The sequence below is a fragment of the Pseudomonas sp. GX19020 genome, from assembly GCF_023371075.1.
GTDB lineage: Bacteria > Pseudomonadota > Alphaproteobacteria > Rhodobacterales > Rhodobacteraceae > Pseudogemmobacter.
Genome location: NZ_JAMCCR010000001.1, coordinates 626,495 through 646,344 on the forward strand (window position 1 = coordinate 626,495; position 19,850 = coordinate 646,344).

The following is a 19,850-nucleotide window of genomic DNA, read 5'->3' on the forward strand; positions in this document are numbered from 1 at the left end:
GACAGGAGGTACGCCATGATCGGGTTTTCAGATTGTCTGAGCCGTGAGGCCTGGACCCTGCATCTCTTTTCATCCCAGGCCGCCCGAAGCGGTGGCGTGATCCGCCGCAAGGTCCGCGATATCGAACGCTTTGCCGGACGGGCCTGGTTTCTGTCTGAGATGAAAAGGCGTGGCTTCCCCGTGGTGGAAAACGCGGGGCAATTCGTGATCTTTTGCAACTGCGAACCGCTCCGCCGCGTCGTCTGAAACGATTTCTGTTCAGAAATCGTGCCGGAGTTTTGCAAAACTCCGGCTGGCGCCCCTGCCCGGCGCTTGGTAGCCTCAGCCATGGCTGGTCCGGAAAAACACTCACTCACGCTGCGCGGCCACCGCACCAGTGTCACGCTGGAGCCGGAATTCTGGCAGGCTTTCCTTGAAATTGCGCATGCCAGGCCCTGCTCTGTTAATGCCCTGGCATCTGAAATTGACGAAACACGGCGCCCGGAGGAAGGTCTCGCCTCAGCGATCCGCGTCTATTGTCTGCAGCATTTCCGGAAGCCCGGGTCCTGACATACGCACGGCCCTTATCCGCGACTGCCGGGCTGCGCTGCCGATTGAAACCGTTCCCGATCCGGCCTGCGCCAGGGAGGGTGTTGTGCTGAAGCTGTTGGCCTGCGGCATCTCCTGCGCGGACCCGCATGGCTGGGTGGGCGAATACCCGAAGGTCAGTCCGCGCTTCGCAGAGCCGGTCAGGGCCGTGCCCCGACAGGAGGTGTCTTTCGGCTGCCGGTCTGTGGCCCGGTTCCCCGCCTTAAGAGGCCGCTGAAAAACCCCTGCCTTGTCGTCCCGAGGCCCCTCGTGAAAGACGGTTCATCGCCCCCTGCATGGACGAAGGGGGCCAAGCGTGGACCCTACGAAGCGACGGGATCTCTGTTCAGCGAGGTCGACCCCGAGCACCGCATCCCGCCGCGGCAACCACAGCGCAAGATCCGGGCTGCCGTCAACGATGCGCTGCGCTCACTATATGTCGAACTCGACCGGCTTGGTGCAGAAGAGGGTCGCCCCGCAATCGCGCCGGAACGACTGATCCGGGCCGGCCTGCTGCAGTTCCTTTTCCCGACCCGGTCCGGGCAGCAGCTCATAGAACAGACGGATTACAGCCAGCTGTTTTGCTGTTCTCTGGGCCTCGGGATCAGGGTCCCCACGATGTTCACGAAGAACCGAAACCAGATCAGAGAAACGCCAGGCAGGACGTGTTCGTTCACGTAGCGATGTTCTGCAACCCGAAGCGCAGGCATGCGAGGAACGGAAAACTCTCGCCCGCCGGGTTCGAACGGCAGCAGAAGATGAGACGCGAAGGGGTCCAGAAAACCCTGGTCTATTCAAGACTGGCACCAGGAGCCGGGCCCCCGTCAACGCCACCAGCAGCACCGCAGCCGAAAATATCATTGATTTGAGCGGCGGCGGCGCCCATGGCACTGTCGACGCGCTTGGGATCGAGGCCACTAACAATAGCTCATCGCTCTCCCTGCGCCCGCCGGGCTGCCATGTACAGATCGGCCTGGCCGCCCGCATATGCAGGTCGATGAGAACACAAATACAGGCGCTAGTTTGCGATCTCTGGCTCACGCGGAACCCCGTCCTTTGCTCAGCCCGGAGCTCTTGTCGCTGATCAGAACCGGCCGCCTCGACGCCCCTCTCACCCCAGCCGGGCAAGCGCTGCCGCCAGATCGCCATATCCGGTAAATCGACGCTCATAGGCCAGGCCCAGCCGTGCTGCACAGTCCTGCGCCTTTGCATCCAGCGCCGGGTCATCGGTCTGCGCCTGGTAGACCAGCTTTTCATAATTCCCGAAGATCATGTCGCGCAGCTCCGGGTGCCGGTCGAGCCCCATTGGCTTCCACACGAAAGCATCAAATTGCCGGACGAGAAAATCGGTGAGGTAAAAGGCGGTGAACTCTTCCTCTGATCGCGCCGCAAAACTCTCATTGCCCTCGAAAAACGAATAGCAATGCGGGCCGGCCACCATCTCGACCCCCAGTTCGGCACAGCGCGCAGCAAGCAGACCGCCCGTGCCGCAATCAGCATAGACCACGAAAATCCGGGAATAGCTGTCCTGCCAGGCAAGGACCGCCGCTTCGACCGCAGCGGTGATCTTATCGGGCCAGAGATGCAGATTGGCGGGCAGACATTGCAGATCGAGATGAGTCCAGCCATTGGCGCGTTTCAGATCAAGGATCTCACGCGCCAGCGCGCCGCAGGCGATCAACAGGATCCGCCCCTCGCCCTGGCCCTCTGCCCCGCCTGGCACGATAACCTCTTCTGCAGCCAGGTTCGGCCTTTCCATCACAGGCCTCCGATTTTCGGATTCACCGCAAACGATATCGTCGGCCTGAGCCTCAGGCCGCGACCGTCACCAGATTTCAGTGCCACCGCTTCATGCCAAGGGCCAAGCTCCCGAGCATCGCCACCACCGCAATGACGGATAATGGCACACCAAGGCTCAGCGCCAGCGAAAGCGTCAGACCAGCGGCAAGGATCACCAGGGCAATCAGCCCGAGAAACGACGTTAATGGCATTTTCGCAACCCTCCACCTGTTAAATCTGGGGTCACAACCGGGCCCGCACAAGCCCGAAAACAAATCAGGCTCCGGATTGCGCCGGAGCCTGTAAATTTCGGAGATATCTCAGGCGCTCAGCTGATTGTGCCGCCGCGCGACCAGCTGTTTCGCGGTCTCGACCGCCACAGCCGCGTCGCGGCAATAGGCATCCGCTCCGATCGCCCGGCCGAATTCCTCATTCAGCGGCGCCCCCCCCACAAGCACGATATAGTCCTCGCGCATGCCTTTTTCCTTCAGCGTATCAATCACCACTTTCATATAGGGCATGGTGGTGGTCAGAAGCGCCGACATCCCAAGGATATCAGGCGTTTCCGTGCCAAGCGCCTCAAGATATTTCTCCACTGAGTTGTTAATGCCCAGATCCACAACTTCGAAGCCGGCGCCTTCCATCATCATCGCGACAAGGTTCTTGCCGATGTCGTGAATGTCACCTTTGACGGTGCCGATCACCATCTTGCCCATGCGCGGCGCGCCGGTTTCCGCCAGCAACGGCTTGAGGATGGTCATCCCCGACTTCATCGCATTTGCCGAAAGCAGAACTTCGGGCACGAACAGGATCCCGTCACGGAAATCATCGCCGACGATCTTCATGCCGGCCACCAGCGCCTGGGTGAGCACGTCATAAGGCGTCCAGCCGCGGTCCAGCAGGAGGCGCGTCCCCTCTTCGATCTCGTCCTTCAGCCCGTCATAGAGATCGTCATGCATCTGCAGGACAAGCTCGTCATCGGGAAGTTCCGAGAGGATGATTTCGTCGTCATCGGCCATGGGGCGCTCCAGCGGAGAGAGTTCGTTCCCCCTTCAATGGGCTGAAAACGACACTTCCACTCAGATGTTTGCGACACTAGCGAAGAGAAAGCCGACTTCCGCACGTTTCCCCCTTTTCTTTGCCGGCGCATGTTCTATTTTTGTTCTTAACTTTTTTCAGGGAATCCCACCGTGCCAGCGCCCCGTCCTTCAAGCCCTGTGACGACACCGCTGCCCGGTCTTTTGCCGGGACAGCGCGTCAGGGCACGCGGTGCCGGTCTGAATGAGGCCGGCCGCTATGAGCCGCATCACCGCGAGGCCCTGTCCGACGGCTGGGATATGGTCGAAGATGACGCGCTGGTGCAGACTGAAATCAGCCGCGAAGTGCCAAAATCCGCGATCAGCCGCAATGCCTCGCCCGATCTGCCCTTTGACCGCTCGGTCAATCCCTGGCGAGGCTGTGAGCATGGCTGCATCTATTGTTTCGCGCGGCCGACCCATGCCTATCTCAACCTCTCGCCGGGGCTGGATTTCGAGACGAAGCTCATCGCGAAACCGGGGATCGGCGCGGTGCTGGACCGTGAACTTCGCGCCAGAAGCTACAAGGTCGCGCCCATCGCGCTTGGCACCAATACCGACCCCTGGCAGCCGGGCGAGGCGCAATACCGGGTGACGCGTGAGGTGGTCGAGGTGCTTTCAGCCTTTCGCCACCCGCTGGCGATCACCACCCGCGGTACGCTGATCGAACGCGATATCGACCTTCTCGCGCCGATGGCTGCGGAGGGTCTTGTGCGGGTGGGCATCTCGATTACTACGCTGGATCAGTCACTTGCGCGCAAGATGGAGCCCCGCGCGCCGGCGCCTGCCCGCAGGCTTCAGATCATAAGGCGGCTGAGCGAGGCCGGCATCCCGGTGCGGCTGATGCTGGCGCCGGTGATCCCTGGCCTGACCGATCACGAGATCGAGCCGCTGCTTGAAGCCGCGCAGGAGGCCGGCGCGACCAGCGCAAGCTGGATCTCGCTCCGGCTGACGCAGGAGGTGGCGGGGCTGTTTCGCGACTGGCTGGAACGGGCCGAGCCCGGGCGCGCGACCAAAGTGCTGAACCGGGTGCGCGAGATGCATGGCGGCAAGGATTATGACGCCACATTCGGCAAAAGGATGAAGGGCGAAGGTCTCTGGTCGCGGCTGATCGCCGACAGGTTTCGCCGCGCGGCCGCGAAACTGGGCCTGGACGCGCCGCAGCCGGCGCTGCGCTGTGATCTCTTCCGGGTGCCCTTTGCCAGAGGCGACCAGCTCGGCCTGTTCTGATCCGGCGGGCCAGAAGACCGGTTTCTGTGACAGAAACCGGACAAATTTCTTTTAAGAAATTTGCGTTGCGCCTCAGGGGGCCGGATCGCGCAAAGCGAGCAGCCGCAAAGCGGCATAGCGGGCGAAATCGCGGCTGACCACTTTGCGCCGGGCGGGCGCCAGCGGCGTCTCATCCGCGAGGCGGATGATCTCGCCTCCGAACGCATCTGCGAGGATCAGCCCGTCGTTTTCGGGCAGGATATCTTGCGGGAAATCAGGCCCGACCGCCCAGAAAAAACGGTCGCACCAGGCGGTATAGCCCTGCCATTTGCGATCCGCCCGAAAATCCGCGCGGCAGGACTTGCATTCGACGATCCAGACCTCGCCCTTTGGCCCGATCGCCATCACATCCGCGCGCAGCTTGCCTGCCAGCGGCATTTCCACAACCGGCGCAAATCCGTGGCTGCACAAAAGCCGCGCAACCCCGCGCGCGATGCGCTGGCCCGCCTGCATCGGCAAGAGATCACGGGTGTCTTCGGAAATTTCAGCCAGGGCCAGGCGATGCAGCGATTCATCCATTGCTCCAATGTGAACAAACAGTAAACATTTGTCCAGTCTTCCTGCCCGCTGCACGCAATACCCGACAGGGGTCAGTGGCGGTCTTGTACTGCAGCGCCGGCGGCCTTAGATATGAAGACGGCGGGTGCTGCTCTTCGCGTGAGGGGTCCATAACCCAGTGGCCGATAAGCATATGAATGGGGGCTGGCTCTGCCCGGATCCTGGTCCGGATACCTGGTTCCCACCTGAGACCTCTGGCTCTCGGGATATCGAGACCACCCACGGCCGCTGCGGGCCCGCCACCTCTTCTCTGTCCCAGCTCTTCCTTGTCGATGACCCGCTTCTGCCAAAGAAAAACCCGCCTGCGGTGACGCGGCGGGTTTCTTTAATGTGACGCCTCAAGGATCAGCGGCGGGGCTGGCGCTTTTGCTGCTCAGCCCGCGCTTCGACCCGAATTGGGATCATCTGCTGACGCAGGCCCCCGCGCGGCGTGTCATCCCCTTCGGCCAGCATCATGACGCGGATCGCGAATTGCACACCCGAAAAGAGAACGCCGAAAAATACGACCAGCATTGCGACAGCCACCCAACCGATCGCCCCGGCCCCGTCAACCAGCGCTCCGACGGCTGCAACATTGGTCCAGAGCAGGGCTGCGACGAAACCTGCGGACAATCCGAACCCGATAGCAACGGATTGAATATAAAGGCGGACGAGCTTTGGCATGAGTCGTTTCTCCTGCTGTTTAGAGAAAGCTAGGCATCTGCGACGCCAGTGTGAAGCCCCGGACACAGGATTTACGCAAAAGCATGACAGATTTCCGCCAGGACTTCCGCGACGTCATACGAACCGGTCAGACCTCGATCCGGCTAAAACCATCGCGCAGCGCGTTGGACCAGGCCTCGCTCATCGCGCGAAAGCCTTCATCCCCGGCCTCGATCCGGCGCCGCGACGTCACCCGCAGCGCGTCTTTTTCGATCACCGCCAGATCCAGTGGCATCCCCACCGAGAGGTTCGAGCGCAGGGTCGAATCCATCGATAAAAGCACCGCCTTTTGCGCATCCTGCAAGCCGGTTTCGGGCCGGACCACGCGGTCTAGAATCGGCTTGCCGTATTTATGCTCGCCGATCTGGAGGAAAGGCGTGTCATCGGTGGCTTCGATGAAATTCCCCTCGGGATAGATCAGGAACATGCGCATGCCGCCGCCCTTCCTTTGCCCCGCGACGATCATCGAGGCCGAGGCGCCCTGGCTCATCGACAGTTTCTCATCGATCTCGCGCCGCACCGAGGCCAGCGTATTCCCCACCAGCTGCGCCACTTTCAGCATGGTCGGCGCCAGCAGGATCGACGTTTCCGGCGTGGCATCAGGCTCATCCATCGCCTCATGCAGCCGCGCGATGGTGGTCTGCGTGACGGAAAGCGAGCCCGCCGTCATGATCACGATCACCCGCTCGCCCGGAGCCTCAAAGGTGAACATCTTGCGATAGGTGGAAATATTGTCGAGCCCCGCATTGGTGCGGGTATCGGACAGGCATACCATACCCTGGTTGAGCAGAAGGCCGACGCAATAGGTCATTTCTCACCGGAAAATTTATTCACCCGCAGGACATTACTGACCGGAGGAAAGGACCGCAACCGTGACATCCATCGCTTCTTCGCCCGCCTGGCCGCCGCGGGCGATGCCGCGGATCGGGGCAGCATCGCGGGCGTCAAAGCCAGAGGCAAGGCGGATATAGCGTTCATCCGGGCAACAGGCATTCGCCGGGTCAAACCCGATCCAGCCCAGACCCGGCACATGGATCTCGGCCCAGGCATGGGCCGCTTCATGCGCGGCACCCGAGGCATCGGCGAAAAGATAGCCCGACACATAGCGCGCCGGCAGATCCCGCAACCGCGCCAGCGCGATCATCGCATGGGCATGGTCCTGACAGACCCCCTCGCCCAGGGCGAGCGCTTCTGATGCCGAGCTATGGGCATCGGTCACGCCAGGATGGTAGGCGATGGCCCCGGTCACCGCCGCCGACAGGCCATGCGCCAGCGCGAGAGCCCCCCCGGCATCCGATACGCTTTCCGCCAGATCCGAAAGCGCCACCGATCCTGCGGTCAATGCGGTCCCGCGCTTATAGGCGCAGGGGTTGATCACCTCGCGACAGCCTTTCAGCATCCCGGCAGTGTCAGTGGTCTCGACCGTGCCACGCACTGTCACCGCCACTTCGGTCAGCGGCCCGGCGATGCTCCAGCCCTGGATGCGGTCGCCGGCGCCATCGGTAAATTCGGCGCCCCTGACCGCCGCCGCATCGCCGGCTTCGACAGAGATCTCCCATGAAATCACCTTCTGGCCCTGAAACACCGAAGGCGTCAGCCGGTGGCTTTGCACAAGCCCCCTGACCGGGCGGTCATAACTGTAGCGGGTGATATGATTGACGCTCAGGCGCATCAGCTGAGTTCTCCGCCCAGATAGACCTCATGGATGACAGACCCAAGCTCTGCCACAGACCCGATGAACCGCGAAAGATATTCGTGCAGGCCTTCCTCGAAAATACGTTCGACGGTTTCCTCTTCCAGCTCACCCAACATGGCGCGCGCCCGCAGCTGGGCCAGGCCCTCTCTGCCATAGGCCTTGGCCAGCCGTGTCAGATGGTTTTCGGCGCCCGCGATACAGGTGATCAGGGCGCGCGGGCTTTGGCGGTTCAGGATCAGGAAATCGGCGATCTTGCCGGCGGTGATCTCGCCGCCATAAGCCCAGTGAAAGGCACGCTGCGCGCCCATGGCCCGCAACAGCGTCGACCACTGGTAATTGTCGAGCCCCGATCCCACGAAATCCAGTCGCGGCAGCAGCACGTAATATTTCACGTCAAGAAGCCGGGCTGTATTGTCGGCGCGTTCGAGATAATAGCCCAGATTCAGGAAGTTATAGCCATCATCGCGCAGAAGATTGGCATCGATCGCACCGCGCACCAGCGCTGATTGCCGCGTGACCCAATCCGTGAGCGTGGATTGGTCGAGGGTCGAGCGTTCCTGCCGCTCAAGCTGGCGCAGATCCTGAAAGGCCATGTTCAGCGCATCCCAGACCTGGGCGGTCATGGCCGTGCGCACGATCCGGGCATTTTCCCGCGCGGCTGTCAGACAGCTGGCAACGGAGGACGGGTTGTCGCGGTCGAAAAACAGCCAGGATTCCAGATTGCGCTGCACCGGGTCGCCATATTTGGCGGTAAAGCCCTCAGCCATGCCACTGGCCTGCAACAGGCTGTCCCATTCGCTGCGATAGCCATGTTCCGAGGGGATCAGCGAGATGCGGCTTCCCACATCCAGCAGACGCGCGACGGTATCGGCGCGCTCCATGTAACGTGCGATCCAGTAAAGATTATTGGCGGTTCTTGAAAGCATGTCCGGTTACTCCGCCAATACCCAGGTGTCCTTGACGCCACCGCCCTGCGACGAATTCACGACGAGGCTGCCCTCGCGCAAAGCCACCCGGGTCAGCGCGCCCTTCACCAGCTCGATCCGCTCGCCCACAAGGCAATAGGGGCGCAGGTCGACATGGCGCGGCGCCACGCCCTCATCGACAAAGGTCGGCACGGTCGACAGCGCCAGCGTAGGCTGCGCGATGTAATTTGATGGGTTGGCCACCAGCTGCGCGCGGAACGCCTCAATCTCGGCCTTGCTCGCCGTGGGGCCGACCAGCATCCCATAGCCGCCCGAGCCATGCACCTCTTTCACGACCAGTTCGGAAAGGTTGTCGAGCACATATTTCAGATCTTCGCGCCCGGCGCATTTCCAGGTGGGGACATTGTTCAGGATCGGCTCTTCGCCGAGGTAAAAGCGGATCATCTCGGGCACATAGGTATAGATTGCCTTGTCATCGGCGACCCCTGCCCCCGGCGCCGAACAGATCGACACCCCACCCGAGCGATAGACATCCATCAACCCAGGGACACCCAGCATCGAATCCGGGCGGAAACACAGCGGATCAAGAAAGGCGTCATCGATCCGGCGGTAGATCACATCGACGCGTTTCGGGCCTTCGGTCGTGCGGGCATAGACGAATTCGCCATCGACAAAGAGATCCTGGCCCTCGACCAGTTCAACCCCCATCAGATCGGCAAGGAAGGAATGTTCGTAATAGGCCGAGTTGAAATGCCCCGGCGTCAGGATCACGACCTTCGGGTCACCCTGACATTTTGCGGGCGCCACCGAGGCCAGCGTGCGGCGCAGGATTTCGGCATAGGAATCAATCGGCTCGATGCGGTTCTCGCGGAAAAGACCCGGGAACATCCGCATCATAATCTCGCGGTTTTCCAGCATGTAAGACACGCCTGACGGCGTGCGGCAATTGTCCTCCAGCACAAAAAACTCTTCCGGCCCGGTACGCACCAGGTCGATGCCGACGATATGGGAATAGACGCCTTTCGGCGGCACAAAGCCCACGGCGGCCTTCTCATAGGCGGCGTTCTGATAGACGAGATTGGCCGGCACCCGGCCCGCCCGGATAATCTCGCCACGGCCGTAAACATCGACGAGGAACATGTTCAGCGCTTTGGCACGTTGCTTCACGCCGCGATCCAGCCTGGCCCATTCCGCGCCGGAAAACACGCGCGGGAACATGTCAAAGGGGATCAGCCGGTCCGGGTCGCCGCCCTCTCCATAGACCGCGAAAGTGATGCCGATGCGGCGAAACAGTGCCTCCGCCTCGGCCTGTTTCAGGCTCCGGAGTTCTTTTGGCATAGTCGCCAGCCATTCTTCGAGCCTCGCATAGGGGGCGCGGGTGCCCCCGCCGGATCCGTTCATCTCGTCGAAGAATACGCCCATATCTGGCTCCACTCGCTTAATGGCCCTTTCAGTCAAGCGCGCCGTTTCCGCGTCGTAAAGGCCTGAACGGGTCAAAACTGCACGAATGACTGACTGCAACAGATGCAACCGCCCAAAAAAGGGGCATCGCCAATGCAAACGCCCCATCCCGCCGGCGGTTCCCGTCACTCCTCGCCCTGATCGAGGCAGACATGTGACCGGGTGATATCAAAAGTCACCAGAAGCCAGGCAAGCATCCCGGCGACCAGGTCACAGACACAGACGAGCAGGATCGCGGTCACGCGGGCAAAGAGCCCGGCCACTTTCGCCGTTCTTCCCCCGGTTCAGCCCCCCGGGCAGGCGCCAGATCGACCCTTGCCCTTGCAGCCCGCCCCCCCTCGCGCCTAGATGGAAGGCAAGGCCCCGCCGGGGGCAAAACAGCACAGGTAGTTCCGATGATCCGCAGCCTTCCGACCCGCAGCCTCCCCCGCCCTGTATTCGATGCAAATTCCGGTGCCACGGCATCTGGCAAGGGTTTTGGTGACCTGCCGGAATGGGATCTGACCGATCTCTACCCTGCGCCGGATGCGCCGGAATTTGAGCGCGATATGGAATGGCTGAGCAAAGCCTGCACCGATTTTGCCGCGCGCTATGAGGGCAAGCTCGCTTCGCTTGAGGCGGCGGCGCTTTTGCAATGCGTGCAGGAATACGAGGCGATTGACGTGACTGCCGGGCGGCTGATGTCTTACGCGGGGCTGCGCTACTACCAGAACACCATGGACTCAGAACGCGCCAAGTTCATGTCAGACGCCCAGGATGCGGTGACGGTGGCGACCACTGCGCTCGTATTCTTCAGCCTTGAATTCAACCGGCTGGAAGATGCGCATCTTAGCGCCCTGCTTGCCGAAAATGCCGATCTCGCCCGCTACAACCCGGTTTTTGAGCGCATGCGCGCGATGCGGCCGCACCAGCTTTCCGATGAGATGGAGAAATTCCTCCATGACCAGTCGGTGGTCGGCGCCTCGGCCTGGAACAAGCTCTTTGACGAAACCACTGCCGGGCTGATGTTCACGGTCGAGGGCGAAGAGGAGGAGCTGAACCTTGAGGCGACGCTGAACCTTCTGACCGATACCGACCGCACCAAACGCGAGGCGGCATCACGGGCGCTGGCGGTGGTGTTTGATAAGAACGTCAAGCTTTTCGCCCGCATCACCAATACGCTCGCGAAGGAAAAGGAAATCGAGGATCGCTGGCGCAGGATGCCGACGCCGCAGACCGGCCGGCACCTCTCGAACCATGTCGAACCCGAGGTGGTCGAGGCGCTGCGGAATGCCGTTGTCGCCGCCTATCCGAAGCTTTCGCACCGCTATTATGCGCTGAAGGCGAAATGGATGGGGCTGGACCGGCTCCAGGTCTGGGACCGCAATGCGCCGCTGCCGGTCGAGGCGCCGAAGACCATCGACTGGGCGACGGCCGAGCGCCAGGTGACCGAGGCTTACAGCGCGTTTGATCCGCGCATGGCCGATCTGGCAAAGCCTTTCTTCACCAAAGGCTGGATCGATGCCGGGGTGAAGCCCGGCAAAGCGCCCGGGGCTTTTGCCCATCCGACCGTCACCACCGTCCATCCCTATGTCATGCTCAATTATCTGGGCAAACCGCGCGATGTGATGACGCTGGCGCATGAGCTGGGCCATGGCGTCCATCAGGTGCTGGCGGCAGGCCAGGGCGAGCTGTTGTCTTCGACGCCTCTGACGCTTGCGGAAACCGCATCGGTCTTCGGCGAGATGCTGACCTTCCGCAAGCTTCTGGACGAGGCAAAAACCCCGGCCGAGCGCAAGGTGCTTCTGGCGGGCAAGGTCGAGGACATGATCAACACGGTCGTGCGCCAGATCGCGTTTTACGATTTCGAATGCAAGCTTCACGCCGCCCGCCAGGAAGGCGAGCTGACGCCGGACGATATCAACGCGCTCTGGATGTCGGTCCAGGCCGAAAGCCTTGGCCCGGTCTTTGACTTCATGGATGGCTATCAGACCTTCTGGGCCTATATCCCGCATTTCATCCACTCGCCCTTCTATGTTTATGCCTATGCCTTTGGCGATGGCCTCGTGAACGCGCTTTACGCGGTCTATGCTGACGGGCTGCCTGGCTTCCAGGACAAGTATTTCGACATGCTGAAAGCGGGCGGCTCGAAACATCACAAAGAGCTGCTGGCGCCATTTGGCCTTGATGCCTCGGACCCGAAATTCTGGGACAAGGGCCTTTCGATGATCGCAGGCTTCATCGACGAGCTGGAAGCGATGGAATAAGAAAAAGCCCCCGGACCGAAAGGCTCCGGGGGTTTTCATATCGATGTCCCCGCTGCCTTCGCCGTGCTCCGGCGAGAGGCGGTCAGCGGGTTTCCCCTGCCCCCCGGGAACCCTGCCCGGCGCACGGCGTTATGCGCTGAGGGAGGAAAATCCAATGTCGATTGCAAAAAACACCATCTGTCTGTGGTTTGACAAAGACGCAGAGGCGGCGGCAAATTTCTACGCCTCGGTCTTCCCCGACAGCCGGGTCGAGGCTGTTCACCACGCGCCCGCGGATTACCCTTCGGGGAAAAAGGGCGACGTGCTGACCGTTCAGTTCACCGTGGCCGGGATCCCCTGTATCGGGCTGAATGGCGGACCGGTTTTCCGCCAGGACGAGGCATTCTCGTTCCAGATCGCCACCGAGGATCAGGAGGAAACCGACCGATACTGGTCGGCGATTGTCGGCAATGGCGGCCAGGAAAGCGAATGCGGCTGGTGCAAGGATCGCTGGGGCGTGTCCTGGCAGATCACGCCGCGCACATTGACCGAGGCGATGGCCGCAGGTGGCGCAGAAGCCGCGCGCGCCTTTGCGGCGATGATGACCATGCAGAAGATCGACGTCGCGACGATTGATGCCGCCCGCAGGGGGTGATCTCGCAGGACTGATATGGGACTGATCACAGCGAACTGCTGTCGGGGGCGGCGCAGGGTATGATCCCCTGCGCCTCAGCCCTCGCGGTGCCGCAGATGGCGCAGCGCGTGCCAGGCCAGTGACGTGGCATAGCCCACCGAGAACAGCAAAAGCGTCACCCATGGGTAGGTGATCACCAGGGCGACCGCCGCCACCGCAGCCACCAGCGCATAGGGCGCAGCCGAGGCCGGGATGCGCACCCGTTTCAGGCTTGGTGTCGGCAGGCGCGAGATCATCAGTGCGCCGACCGCCACCATCCAGAAGGTGATCACCGCCTCATGCAGCCGGTAGCCGGTCACATGCGCGACATAGATCGGTGTCAGGGCCAGCATGGCTCCTGCGGGCGACGGCACCCCGATGAAACCGGTCTTTTCTGTCGGCACCTCTTCGCGATTGCCGACATTGAAGCGCGCAAGGCGCAGCATGCAGCAGACCGCATAGATCAGCACCGCGATCCAGCCCATCGAGGCCTCGGCCCTCAGGCCCCATATCCACAGGACCATCGCCGGCACCACGCCGAAATTCACGAAATCGCACAGGCTGTCGAGTTCGGCGCCGATCGCGCTCTCGGATCGCAGCATCCGCGCCAGACGCCCGTCGAGCCCGTCCAGAAACGCCGCCAGCGCGACAAGCAGGACCGCGATATTGACATTGCCGGTGATCGCAAAGCGGATCGCGGTCAGACCGGCACAAAGCCCGAGGATCGAGACGAGGTTCGGCAACAGCCGCAGCACAAGAAGGCTGCGCTCGCCCCTGATATCCCGGCCACCTTCCTGACCACCTTCCGCAGCGGTGCCAGCTGCCGCATCGCTGCCGGCATCAGGCACAGCCGGGGACCGGGTCTCGTCGTCAGGCCCGCCCATTCATTCGATCCGGGCATGGCGCGCGGGCGCCTCGGTTCCGATCAGTGCGATCACCGTCTCGCCGGCCACCGCGGTCTGCCCAAGCGCCACCTGCGGCTCCACCCCTTCGGGCAGATAGACATCAAGGCGCGAGCCAAAACGGATCAGGCCGAACCGCTCGCCGGTGCGCAGGCTGTCACCCGGTTTCGTCCAGCAGACGATGCGCCGCGCCACAAGGCCCGCGATCTGCACCACCGCGATATGGCGGCCATCCTCAAGCTGGATCGCCAGCGCATTGCGCTCATTATCCACCGAGGCCTTGTCGAGCGAGGCATTGAAGAATTTGCCCGGCCGGTAAGCGACCGCCGTGACCTTGCCCGAGATCGGCGCGCGGTTCACATGGCAATTGAAGACCGACATGAAGACCGAAACCCGGGTCAGGGGTTCATTGCCGAGCCCCAGTTCAACCGGCGGCACTGCCGGGGTGATCATCGAAACCACCCCATCGGCGGGGCTGACGAGGAGACCCTTATTCTCGGGCACTGCACGTTTCGGATCGCGGAAGAAATAATAGCACCAGACCGTCAGCCCGACCCCGATCCAGCCCAGCGGTTCCCAGATAAGGAACAGGACCAAAGTGACCAGCGCGAAGATCGCGACGAAGGGTATCCCCTCACGGTGCATCGGCTTGACGAAAGTGTCGATCATGCGCATGGGGCTGTCCTCTTGCCGGGTATCTCCCCTGTCTCTAGCCGCTCCGGGTGCAGGCGGCAACACAGGCGCGATGCGCGGGCGCCATACAGGCGGCGATTACAGCCTGCTTCACGGCTCTGTGACCGGCGCCTCATCTCCGGGCCAGTCGATCGCGCGGCGGTAAAGATGCCAGCTCGCATGACCAAGGACCGGCAGCACGATGAGAAGCCCGAGAAACCCCGGCAACATCGCAAGAAACAGCAAAAGCGCGATGAACCCGCCCCAGCCCAGCATGAGGACCGGGTTTTCCCGCACCAGCGCAAAGCTGGTCAGCATCGCGGTGACATAGTCGATATCGCGGTCAAGCAGCATCGGCAGGCTCACCACCGTCAGCGCGAAAAGCAGCGCCGCAATCGCCGCCCCGGTCAGGGTGCCGAAAACCAGCAGCGCGATCCCCGGCGGGGTGACGAAAACCTCGAGTGATTGCGAGACATTGGTCATCGTCACATTGCCCATGAACAGGGCAAAGGTCATATGGGCAAAAAAGTTCCAGAACAGGAAATAGAAGACAATCATTGCCGCCATCGACGGGATCTGCCCGTCCTTTTGCGCGAAGATCACGCCAAGGATCGCCCTGCCCTCCAGGGCGCGGCCCGAACTGAGGCGCCGGCTGACCTCGTAAAGCCCGCAGGCAATGAAGGGGCCAAGGATCGGAAAGCCCGCAGCCGCCGGCAAAGTCCACCAGAATTGCCCCTGGGTGGTCAGCGCCCAGACCACCAGCCAGCCGCCCAGCACATAGATCAGGGCGAAGAACAGGCCCCAGCCCGGCGCGCGACGAAAATCCTGCCAGCCCATTTTCAGCGCATAGCGCAGATCGCCCGGATCAAGCCGCAGGATTTCCGGCCTCGCGCCCGGCAACCTGTCTCCACTCCCACCGTCTCCGGGCAGCCTTGTCCCCGCCTGGGCTTCGGTCTCGCTCATCGCTGTCATGCTGTCCTCCCTCCTGACCCGGCAAGGCTAAGGCGGGGGCCGGCTTTTCTCAAAGTTGTAACTTTTCCGATGGATTTCTGACGCCCTGATGCCGTCCCGGAGATCACGAGGCAGCTCGCGGTCCAATCCCGGCCGCAGGGTGTTCCGGCTGGTCGGCCACCAGGCCGTGAGCCAGGCCCGAAAATGCGTTCCGGGCGGCGCCCGGCTGGTTGCGCCAACCGGGATCCCGTCGCCCATTTCTGGCCGGAACAGGCGCTGCCTCCGGGCGCGCGCCCTTGCGCGTCGCCGCCAGGTCCGGCTTCGGCAATTGACCCCGTCGCGCCCAATGGATAGGGAAAAGCCCAGGTTAAGGCAGCCAGGCGTGAAGAGGGCTTTCAGCATGTCACAAGACAGCACCAATCCGGGAAGCACTGTTCCTAAGAGCTTCCAGGAGATCATCCTGCGGCTGCAGAATTACTGGGCCGACAAGGGCTGTGCCGTGTTGCAACCCTATGACATGGAAGTCGGTGCAGGCACTTTCCACCCGGCCACGACGCTGCGCAGCCTTGGCAGCAAGCCCTGGGCCGCGGCCTATGTGCAGCCCTCGCGCCGCCCGACCGATGGCCGCTATGGCGAGAATCCGAACCGGCTGCAGCATTACTACCAGTATCAGGTCATCATCAAACCCTCGCCGCCGAATCTGCAGGAGCTGTATCTCGGCTCGCTGAAGGCCATCGGCATCGACCTTGGCCTGCATGATATCCGCTTTGTCGAAGACGACTGGGAAAGCCCGACGCTGGGCGCCTGGGGGCTGGGCTGGGAAGTCTGGTGCGACGGGATGGAAGTCAGCCAGTTCACCTATTTCCAGCAGGTCGGCGGCCATGACTGCAAGCCGGTCTCGGGCGAGCTTACCTATGGCCTGGAACGCCTGGCCATGTATGTGATGAATGTCAGCCACGTCATGGATATGCCGTTCAACAACCCGGACGCGCCGATCCCGCTGACCTACGGCGATATCTTCCGCCAGACCGAGGAAGAATATTCGCGTCACAATTTCGACGGCGCCACGACCGAGATGCTGTTTCGCCATTTCGAGGATGCCGAGGCCGAATGCCAGCGCCTGCTGGATTTCCCGCCCTCTGACCCGAAAACCGGCAAGACCATCATCATGGCGCATCCGGCCTATGATCAGACCATCAAAGCCTCGCATCTGTTCAACCTGCTCGATGCGCGCGGCGTGATTTCGGTCACCGAACGCCAGGCCTATATCGGCCGCGTCCGGGCACTGGCAAAGAAATGCGCCGATGCCTTCCGTCAGACCGAAGCGGGTCGCGATGCGGCAGAGGCTGTCCCGGCCTGACCGGATCTCAGCGGCAGAGCTGCGCGCGGACACAGGAGATACAGAGTGAATGCTGGCAAAATCGCAGCCGGAGGGCTTCTGGTGACAGGTCTTGTTGCGGGTGTCCTGATGTATTGGCTTCAGGTCTATGCCTTTTATGAGCCGGTCACCTTCGGGCCAGGCGAGACGGAAATCCGTCTGACGCCGCTTGGCTCGGCGCAGCCAGAGGCCATCGTCGCAGACCATGTCGAGGGGATCGACGCGGACAGCTCGCCGCTGAGGTTCCGCGCCTGTTTCACCACACCGCTGTCGCAGTCGATGCTGACCGAGACCTATCAGATCTACCCGAACCCCGAACCGCTGAACGGCCCGGGATGGTTCTCCTGCTACAAGGCGGATGAGATCGGTCATGCGCTGGAAACCGGCGAGGCACTGGCCTTTCTCTCTGAGCCCGGCATTCATCCCGGCGTCGACCGCGTGATTGCGGTCTTCCCCGATGGCCGCGCCTATGCCTGGCATCAGCTGCAGCCGGAAACCGACGAAGGCCCCTGACCAAAGCCCCCCCCCGCTCGTCATGGACCCGCGCTGCATTCGGGCCTCGCGGGCGCCCCCCGGGCGGGACGCCAAACTGCAGCGTGACCACGCTGCCTCTGTTGTGATCCGCCGCAAGACTGGTTAGGGACTGCGGCACTGACAAAATACGGTGCCGCCATGCCAGACCTGCTGATCGAACTCTTTTCCGAGGAAATCCCGGCGCGGATGCAGGCCGGTGCCCGCGAGGCGCTGAGAAAGCTTGTCACTGACGGGCTGGTCGAGGCTGGCCTGACCTATGGCGGCGCCGGAGCATTCTCGACACCGCGCCGCCTGACGCTTGCCATCGAAGACCTCTCCCCCGCCAGCCGCCCTGTCAGCGAAGAGCGCAAGGGGCCGAGGACCGATGCCCCCCAGGCCGCACTTGACGGCTTCCTGCGCTCGACCGGGCTGAGCATCGACCAGCTGGAAAAGCGCGCCGATAAAAAGGCCGAAGTCTGGTTCGCCGTGGTGAAAAAGCCAGGGCGCCCGGCGTCGGAAATCGTCGCCGAAGTGCTGGAAAGCGCGATCCGCACCTTCCCCTGGCCGAAATCCATGCGGTGGGGCTCGGGCGCACTGAAATGGGTGCGCCCGCTGCATTCGATCCTCTGCCTCCTCGCGGATGAAAGCGGCGCCACCGTGGTGCCGTTGGATATCGACGGTATCACCTCGGGCGAGACCACGCGCGGCCACCGTTTCATGGCGCCCGACAGTTTCACCGTCACCTCTTTCGAGGATTACGCCGCTAAGCTGCGCCGCGCCAAAGTCATGCTCGACCAGGCAGAGCGCGAAGCGGCCATCGCGCATGGCGCGAAAAACCTCGCCTTCGCCGCCGGGCTGGAAGTGGTCGAGGATAAGGGCCTCCTGACCGAGATCGCGGGCCTTGTCGAATGGCCGGTGCCGCTGATGGGCCGCATCCCCGAGGCCTTCCTGGGCCTGCCGGCAGAAGTGCTGCAAACTTCGATGAAGGAGCACCAGAAGTTCTTCTCGGCCCGCAACCCAAAGACCGGTCGCATCGAGGGCTTCATCACCGTCGCCAATATCGAGACCCCGGATGACGGTGCGACCATCCTCGCCGGCAATCTGAAAGTGCTGACCGCGCGGCTGTCAGACGCGCGCTTCTTCTGGGAAAATGACCTGCGGGTGGCCAAGGCGGGCATGAGCGAATGGGCCGAGGGCCTCACCCATGTCACCTTCCAGTCGAAACTCGGCTCGCAGTCTGAGCGTATCAATCGCATTGCGGCACTGGCACGCGAGATCGCGCCCCTCGTCGGCGCGGATGCGGACCAGGCCGAACATGCGGCGCGTCTGGCGAAACTCGACCTGCGCTCTGCGATGGTCGGCGAATTTCCCGAACTGCAAGGCGTCATGGGCCGCTATTACGCGCTGGAGTCCGGAGAGCCGGACGCTGTGGCGAACGCCGCCCGCGACCACTATTCCCCGCTCGGCCCCTCCGACGCAGTACCGTCCGAACCCGTTTCGGTCGCCGTGGCTCTGGCCGACAAACTCGACACCCTGACCGGTTTCTGGGCCATCGACGAAAAACCCACCGGCTCGAAAGACCCCTTCGCGCTGCGCCGCGCCGCCCTTGGCGTGATCCGGCTGGTGCTGGGAAATGGGGTGCGGGTTCGACTTGACGGACTTGTGCATTTCGCAAACAATGCTCTAAGCGATCAGTGGAATGCGCGCGTTCTGCAAAAGCGAAAACACCTCAAAGAACTGGCTTCCACACAAGGTGTTGAGGTCAGAGAAGGCGGTGGCATCAATTTCAAATCTGCGGTTCTGACGGTTGATGAGGATTCTTACCTCATGGGCTTCGAGATGAAATGGGTTGTATCGGAGAATCGCGCCAACCTCCTCGCCTTCTTCCACGACCGCCTGAAAGTCTTCCTCAAAGACCAGGGCATCCGCCATGACGTGATCGACGCCTGCCTCGCGATGCCGGGGAATGACGACCTCACGCTGCTCGTGAAACGCGCAACGGCGCTTGCCGAGACGCTGAAATCTGACGACGGCAAAAACCTCCTCCAGGGCTACAAGCGCGCGAACAACATCCTCACCCAGGCCGAGGCCAAAGACGGTGTCGAATATTCCTTCGGCCCCGAGCCGAAACTGGCCGAAACGGATGAGGAACGCGCGCTCTTTTCTGCCCTCGACGCGGCCGAGGCCAAAATCACCCCCGCCATGGCGAAGGAAGATTTCTCAACCGCCATGCAGGCCATGGCCGAATTGCGCGCGCCGATTGATGCTTTCTTCACCGCCGTGCAGATCAATGCGGAAAATCCGATCATCCGCCGGAACCGCCTGAACCTCCTGCACCGGATCCGCGCCATCTGCTCCGGCACCGCCGATCTGACCAAAGTCGAAGGCTGATCCCACCCGCCCGGCGCCAATACGCACCGGGGTGCGGGGGCAGGAAGTCCCCGCCGCCGCACCCCGCCTCTCACACCGCTTGCGCGAAACAAAATCCGCCCTATTCTGCCA

21 protein-coding genes and 2 pseudogenes are annotated in these 19,850 nt (G+C 62.4%); 10 read left to right on the top strand and 13 right to left on the bottom strand.

Going from position 1 to position 19,850, the window contains the following annotated elements:
* The first annotated feature begins 15 nt into the window (after positions 1-15).
* From M3484_RS03055 to M3484_RS03065, 4 genes and pseudogenes are all read left to right on the top strand, one after another.
* Complete coding sequence (locus tag M3484_RS03055) at positions 16-246, top strand: hypothetical protein (RefSeq protein ID WP_249495694.1); 231 nt, start codon at positions 16-18, stop codon at positions 244-246.
* Positions 247-327: 81 nt separating this feature from the next.
* Positions 328-549 carry a ribbon-helix-helix domain-containing protein gene (locus M3484_RS23900; protein WP_502942419.1) on the top strand — a complete coding sequence of 74 codons (222 nt, stop codon included), beginning with the start codon at positions 328-330 and terminating at the stop codon, positions 547-549.
* A 288-nt stretch (positions 550-837) separates the two neighbouring features.
* Positions 838-1,221: pseudogene (locus tag M3484_RS03060) on the top strand (transposase); the annotation flags it as partial.
* Positions 1,212-1,343, top strand: a pseudogene (locus tag M3484_RS03065) (IS3 family transposase); the annotation flags it as partial. The pseudogenes M3484_RS03060 and M3484_RS03065, both read left to right, overlap by 10 nt.
* A gap of 335 nt (positions 1,344-1,678) precedes the next feature.
* Here M3484_RS03065 and M3484_RS03070 read toward each other — a convergent pair.
* The 3 genes from M3484_RS03070 to M3484_RS03080 all read right to left on the bottom strand — a co-directional run bounded on the left by M3484_RS03070 (position 1,679) and on the right by M3484_RS03080 (position 3,365).
* Positions 1,679-2,326: a DUF1638 domain-containing protein gene (locus M3484_RS03070; protein WP_249495695.1), complete on the bottom strand. Its 648-nt coding sequence runs from the start codon at positions 2,324-2,326 to the stop codon at positions 1,679-1,681.
* Positions 2,327-2,402: 76 nt separating this feature from the next.
* The gene (locus M3484_RS03075; RefSeq protein ID WP_171909486.1) at positions 2,403-2,558 is read right to left on the bottom strand and encodes a hypothetical protein; all 156 of its coding nucleotides are present in this window, start codon (positions 2,556-2,558) and stop codon (positions 2,403-2,405) included.
* A 108-nt stretch (positions 2,559-2,666) separates the two neighbouring features.
* Positions 2,667-3,365: a cobalamin B12-binding domain-containing protein gene (locus M3484_RS03080; protein WP_092897232.1), complete on the bottom strand. Its 699-nt coding sequence runs from the start codon at positions 3,363-3,365 to the stop codon at positions 2,667-2,669.
* A gap of 198 nt (positions 3,366-3,563) precedes the next feature.
* Between M3484_RS03080 and M3484_RS03085 the strand changes: the two genes are divergently transcribed.
* Complete coding sequence (locus M3484_RS03085; RefSeq protein ID WP_502942429.1) at positions 3,564-4,652, top strand: PA0069 family radical SAM protein; 1,089 nt, start codon at positions 3,564-3,566, stop codon at positions 4,650-4,652.
* Between the two features lie 72 nt (positions 4,653-4,724).
* On the opposite strand, the gene M3484_RS03090 is transcribed toward M3484_RS03085, so the two are convergent.
* The 7 genes from M3484_RS03090 to M3484_RS03120 form a co-directional block, all read right to left on the bottom strand.
* Positions 4,725-5,210 carry an MmcB family DNA repair protein gene (locus tag M3484_RS03090; protein ID WP_249495697.1) on the bottom strand — a complete coding sequence of 162 codons (486 nt, stop codon included), beginning with the start codon at positions 5,208-5,210 and terminating at the stop codon, positions 4,725-4,727.
* Between the two features lie 384 nt (positions 5,211-5,594).
* Positions 5,595-5,912, bottom strand: coding sequence for a hypothetical protein (locus M3484_RS03095; protein ID WP_249495698.1), 318 nt, complete (start codon positions 5,910-5,912; stop codon positions 5,595-5,597).
* A gap of 127 nt (positions 5,913-6,039) precedes the next feature.
* Positions 6,040-6,762: a proteasome-type protease gene (locus tag M3484_RS03100; protein ID WP_092897224.1), complete on the bottom strand. Its 723-nt coding sequence runs from the start codon at positions 6,760-6,762 to the stop codon at positions 6,040-6,042.
* A 33-nt stretch (positions 6,763-6,795) separates the two neighbouring features.
* On the bottom strand, positions 6,796-7,623 hold the full coding sequence (locus M3484_RS03105) for a transglutaminase family protein (protein WP_249495699.1): 828 nt from the start codon (positions 7,621-7,623) through the stop codon (positions 6,796-6,798).
* Positions 7,623-8,573, bottom strand: coding sequence for an alpha-E domain-containing protein (locus tag M3484_RS03110; protein ID WP_249495700.1), 951 nt, complete (start codon positions 8,571-8,573; stop codon positions 7,623-7,625). Before M3484_RS03110 ends, M3484_RS03105 begins: the two co-directional genes overlap by 1 nt.
* Before the next feature lie 6 nt (positions 8,574-8,579).
* Positions 8,580-9,995 (bottom strand): circularly permuted type 2 ATP-grasp protein, encoded by a 1,416-nt coding sequence (locus tag M3484_RS03115; RefSeq protein WP_502942420.1) that lies wholly within the window; start codon positions 9,993-9,995, stop codon positions 8,580-8,582.
* Positions 9,996-10,159: 164 nt separating this feature from the next.
* Complete coding sequence (locus M3484_RS03120) at positions 10,160-10,297, bottom strand: hypothetical protein (RefSeq protein WP_249495701.1); 138 nt, start codon at positions 10,295-10,297, stop codon at positions 10,160-10,162.
* 132 nt (positions 10,298-10,429) lie between these two features.
* Here M3484_RS03120 and M3484_RS03125 point away from each other — a divergent pair, with 132 nt between their 5' ends.
* Positions 10,430-12,280 (top strand): M3 family oligoendopeptidase, encoded by a 1,851-nt coding sequence (locus M3484_RS03125; protein WP_249495702.1) that lies wholly within the window; start codon positions 10,430-10,432, stop codon positions 12,278-12,280.
* Between the two features lie 154 nt (positions 12,281-12,434).
* The gene (locus M3484_RS03130; protein WP_249495703.1) at positions 12,435-12,914 is read left to right on the top strand and encodes a VOC family protein; all 480 of its coding nucleotides are present in this window, start codon (positions 12,435-12,437) and stop codon (positions 12,912-12,914) included.
* 74 nt (positions 12,915-12,988) lie between these two features.
* On the opposite strand, the gene pssA is transcribed toward M3484_RS03130, so the two are convergent.
* The 3 genes from pssA to M3484_RS03145 are packed head-to-tail and all read right to left on the bottom strand — an operon-like array spanning position 12,989 to position 15,478.
* Positions 12,989-13,816: a CDP-diacylglycerol--serine O-phosphatidyltransferase gene (gene pssA, locus M3484_RS03135; protein WP_249495704.1), complete on the bottom strand. Its 828-nt coding sequence runs from the start codon at positions 13,814-13,816 to the stop codon at positions 12,989-12,991.
* Positions 13,817-14,572, bottom strand: coding sequence for a phosphatidylserine decarboxylase (locus M3484_RS03140; RefSeq protein ID WP_349306255.1), 756 nt, complete (start codon positions 14,570-14,572; stop codon positions 13,817-13,819).
* Between the two features lie 45 nt (positions 14,573-14,617).
* The gene (locus M3484_RS03145; protein ID WP_249495706.1) at positions 14,618-15,478 is read right to left on the bottom strand and encodes a DUF2189 domain-containing protein; all 861 of its coding nucleotides are present in this window, start codon (positions 15,476-15,478) and stop codon (positions 14,618-14,620) included.
* Between the two features lie 379 nt (positions 15,479-15,857).
* On the opposite strand from M3484_RS03145, the gene M3484_RS03150 reads away from it, so the two are divergent.
* The 3 genes from M3484_RS03150 to glyS all read left to right on the top strand — a co-directional run bounded on the left by M3484_RS03150 (position 15,858) and on the right by glyS (position 19,739).
* Positions 15,858-16,817: a glycine--tRNA ligase subunit alpha gene (locus M3484_RS03150; protein WP_092897208.1), complete on the top strand. Its 960-nt coding sequence runs from the start codon at positions 15,858-15,860 to the stop codon at positions 16,815-16,817.
* A gap of 45 nt (positions 16,818-16,862) precedes the next feature.
* A complete protein-coding gene (locus tag M3484_RS03155) occupies positions 16,863-17,348 on the top strand; it encodes a DUF6446 family protein (RefSeq protein ID WP_249495707.1) in 486 nt (161 codons plus the stop codon).
* A 159-nt stretch (positions 17,349-17,507) separates the two neighbouring features.
* Entirely contained in the window at positions 17,508-19,739 is a 2,232-nt protein-coding gene (glyS, locus tag M3484_RS03160) for a glycine--tRNA ligase subunit beta (protein ID WP_249495708.1), read from the top strand.
* Positions 19,740-19,850 lie beyond the last annotated feature (111 nt).

Bases quoted from the DNA above. Each gene is read 5' to 3' on its own strand.
- M3484_RS03055 (WP_249495694.1), top strand. From the start codon at position 16: ATGATCGGGTTTTCAGATTGTCTGAGCCGTGAGGCCTGGACCCTGCAT.
- M3484_RS23900 (WP_502942419.1), top strand. From the start codon at position 328: ATGGCTGGTCCGGAAAAACACTCACTCACGCTGCGCGGCCACCGCACC.
- M3484_RS03070 (WP_249495695.1), bottom strand. From the start codon at position 2,326: ATGGAAAGGCCGAACCTGGCTGCAGAAGAGGTTATCGTGCCAGGCGGG.
- M3484_RS03075 (WP_171909486.1), bottom strand. From the start codon at position 2,558: ATGCCATTAACGTCGTTTCTCGGGCTGATTGCCCTGGTGATCCTTGCC.
- M3484_RS03080 (WP_092897232.1), bottom strand. From the start codon at position 3,365: ATGGCCGATGACGACGAAATCATCCTCTCGGAACTTCCCGATGACGAG.
- M3484_RS03090 (WP_249495697.1), bottom strand. From the start codon at position 5,210: ATGGATGAATCGCTGCATCGCCTGGCCCTGGCTGAAATTTCCGAAGAC.
- M3484_RS03095 (WP_249495698.1), bottom strand. From the start codon at position 5,912: ATGCCAAAGCTCGTCCGCCTTTATATTCAATCCGTTGCTATCGGGTTC.
- M3484_RS03100 (WP_092897224.1), bottom strand. From the start codon at position 6,762: ATGACCTATTGCGTCGGCCTTCTGCTCAACCAGGGTATGGTATGCCTG.
- M3484_RS03105 (WP_249495699.1), bottom strand. From the start codon at position 7,623: ATGCGCCTGAGCGTCAATCATATCACCCGCTACAGTTATGACCGCCCG.
- M3484_RS03110 (WP_249495700.1), bottom strand. From the start codon at position 8,573: ATGCTTTCAAGAACCGCCAATAATCTTTACTGGATCGCACGTTACATG.
- M3484_RS03115 (WP_502942420.1), bottom strand. From the start codon at position 9,995: ATGGGCGTATTCTTCGACGAGATGAACGGATCCGGCGGGGGCACCCGC.
- M3484_RS03125 (WP_249495702.1), top strand. From the start codon at position 10,430: ATGATCCGCAGCCTTCCGACCCGCAGCCTCCCCCGCCCTGTATTCGAT.
- M3484_RS03130 (WP_249495703.1), top strand. From the start codon at position 12,435: ATGTCGATTGCAAAAAACACCATCTGTCTGTGGTTTGACAAAGACGCA.
- pssA (WP_249495704.1), bottom strand. From the start codon at position 13,816: ATGGGCGGGCCTGACGACGAGACCCGGTCCCCGGCTGTGCCTGATGCC.
- M3484_RS03145 (WP_249495706.1), bottom strand. From the start codon at position 15,478: ATGACAGCGATGAGCGAGACCGAAGCCCAGGCGGGGACAAGGCTGCCC.
- M3484_RS03150 (WP_092897208.1), top strand. From the start codon at position 15,858: ATGTCACAAGACAGCACCAATCCGGGAAGCACTGTTCCTAAGAGCTTC.
- glyS (WP_249495708.1), top strand. From the start codon at position 17,508: ATGCCAGACCTGCTGATCGAACTCTTTTCCGAGGAAATCCCGGCGCGG.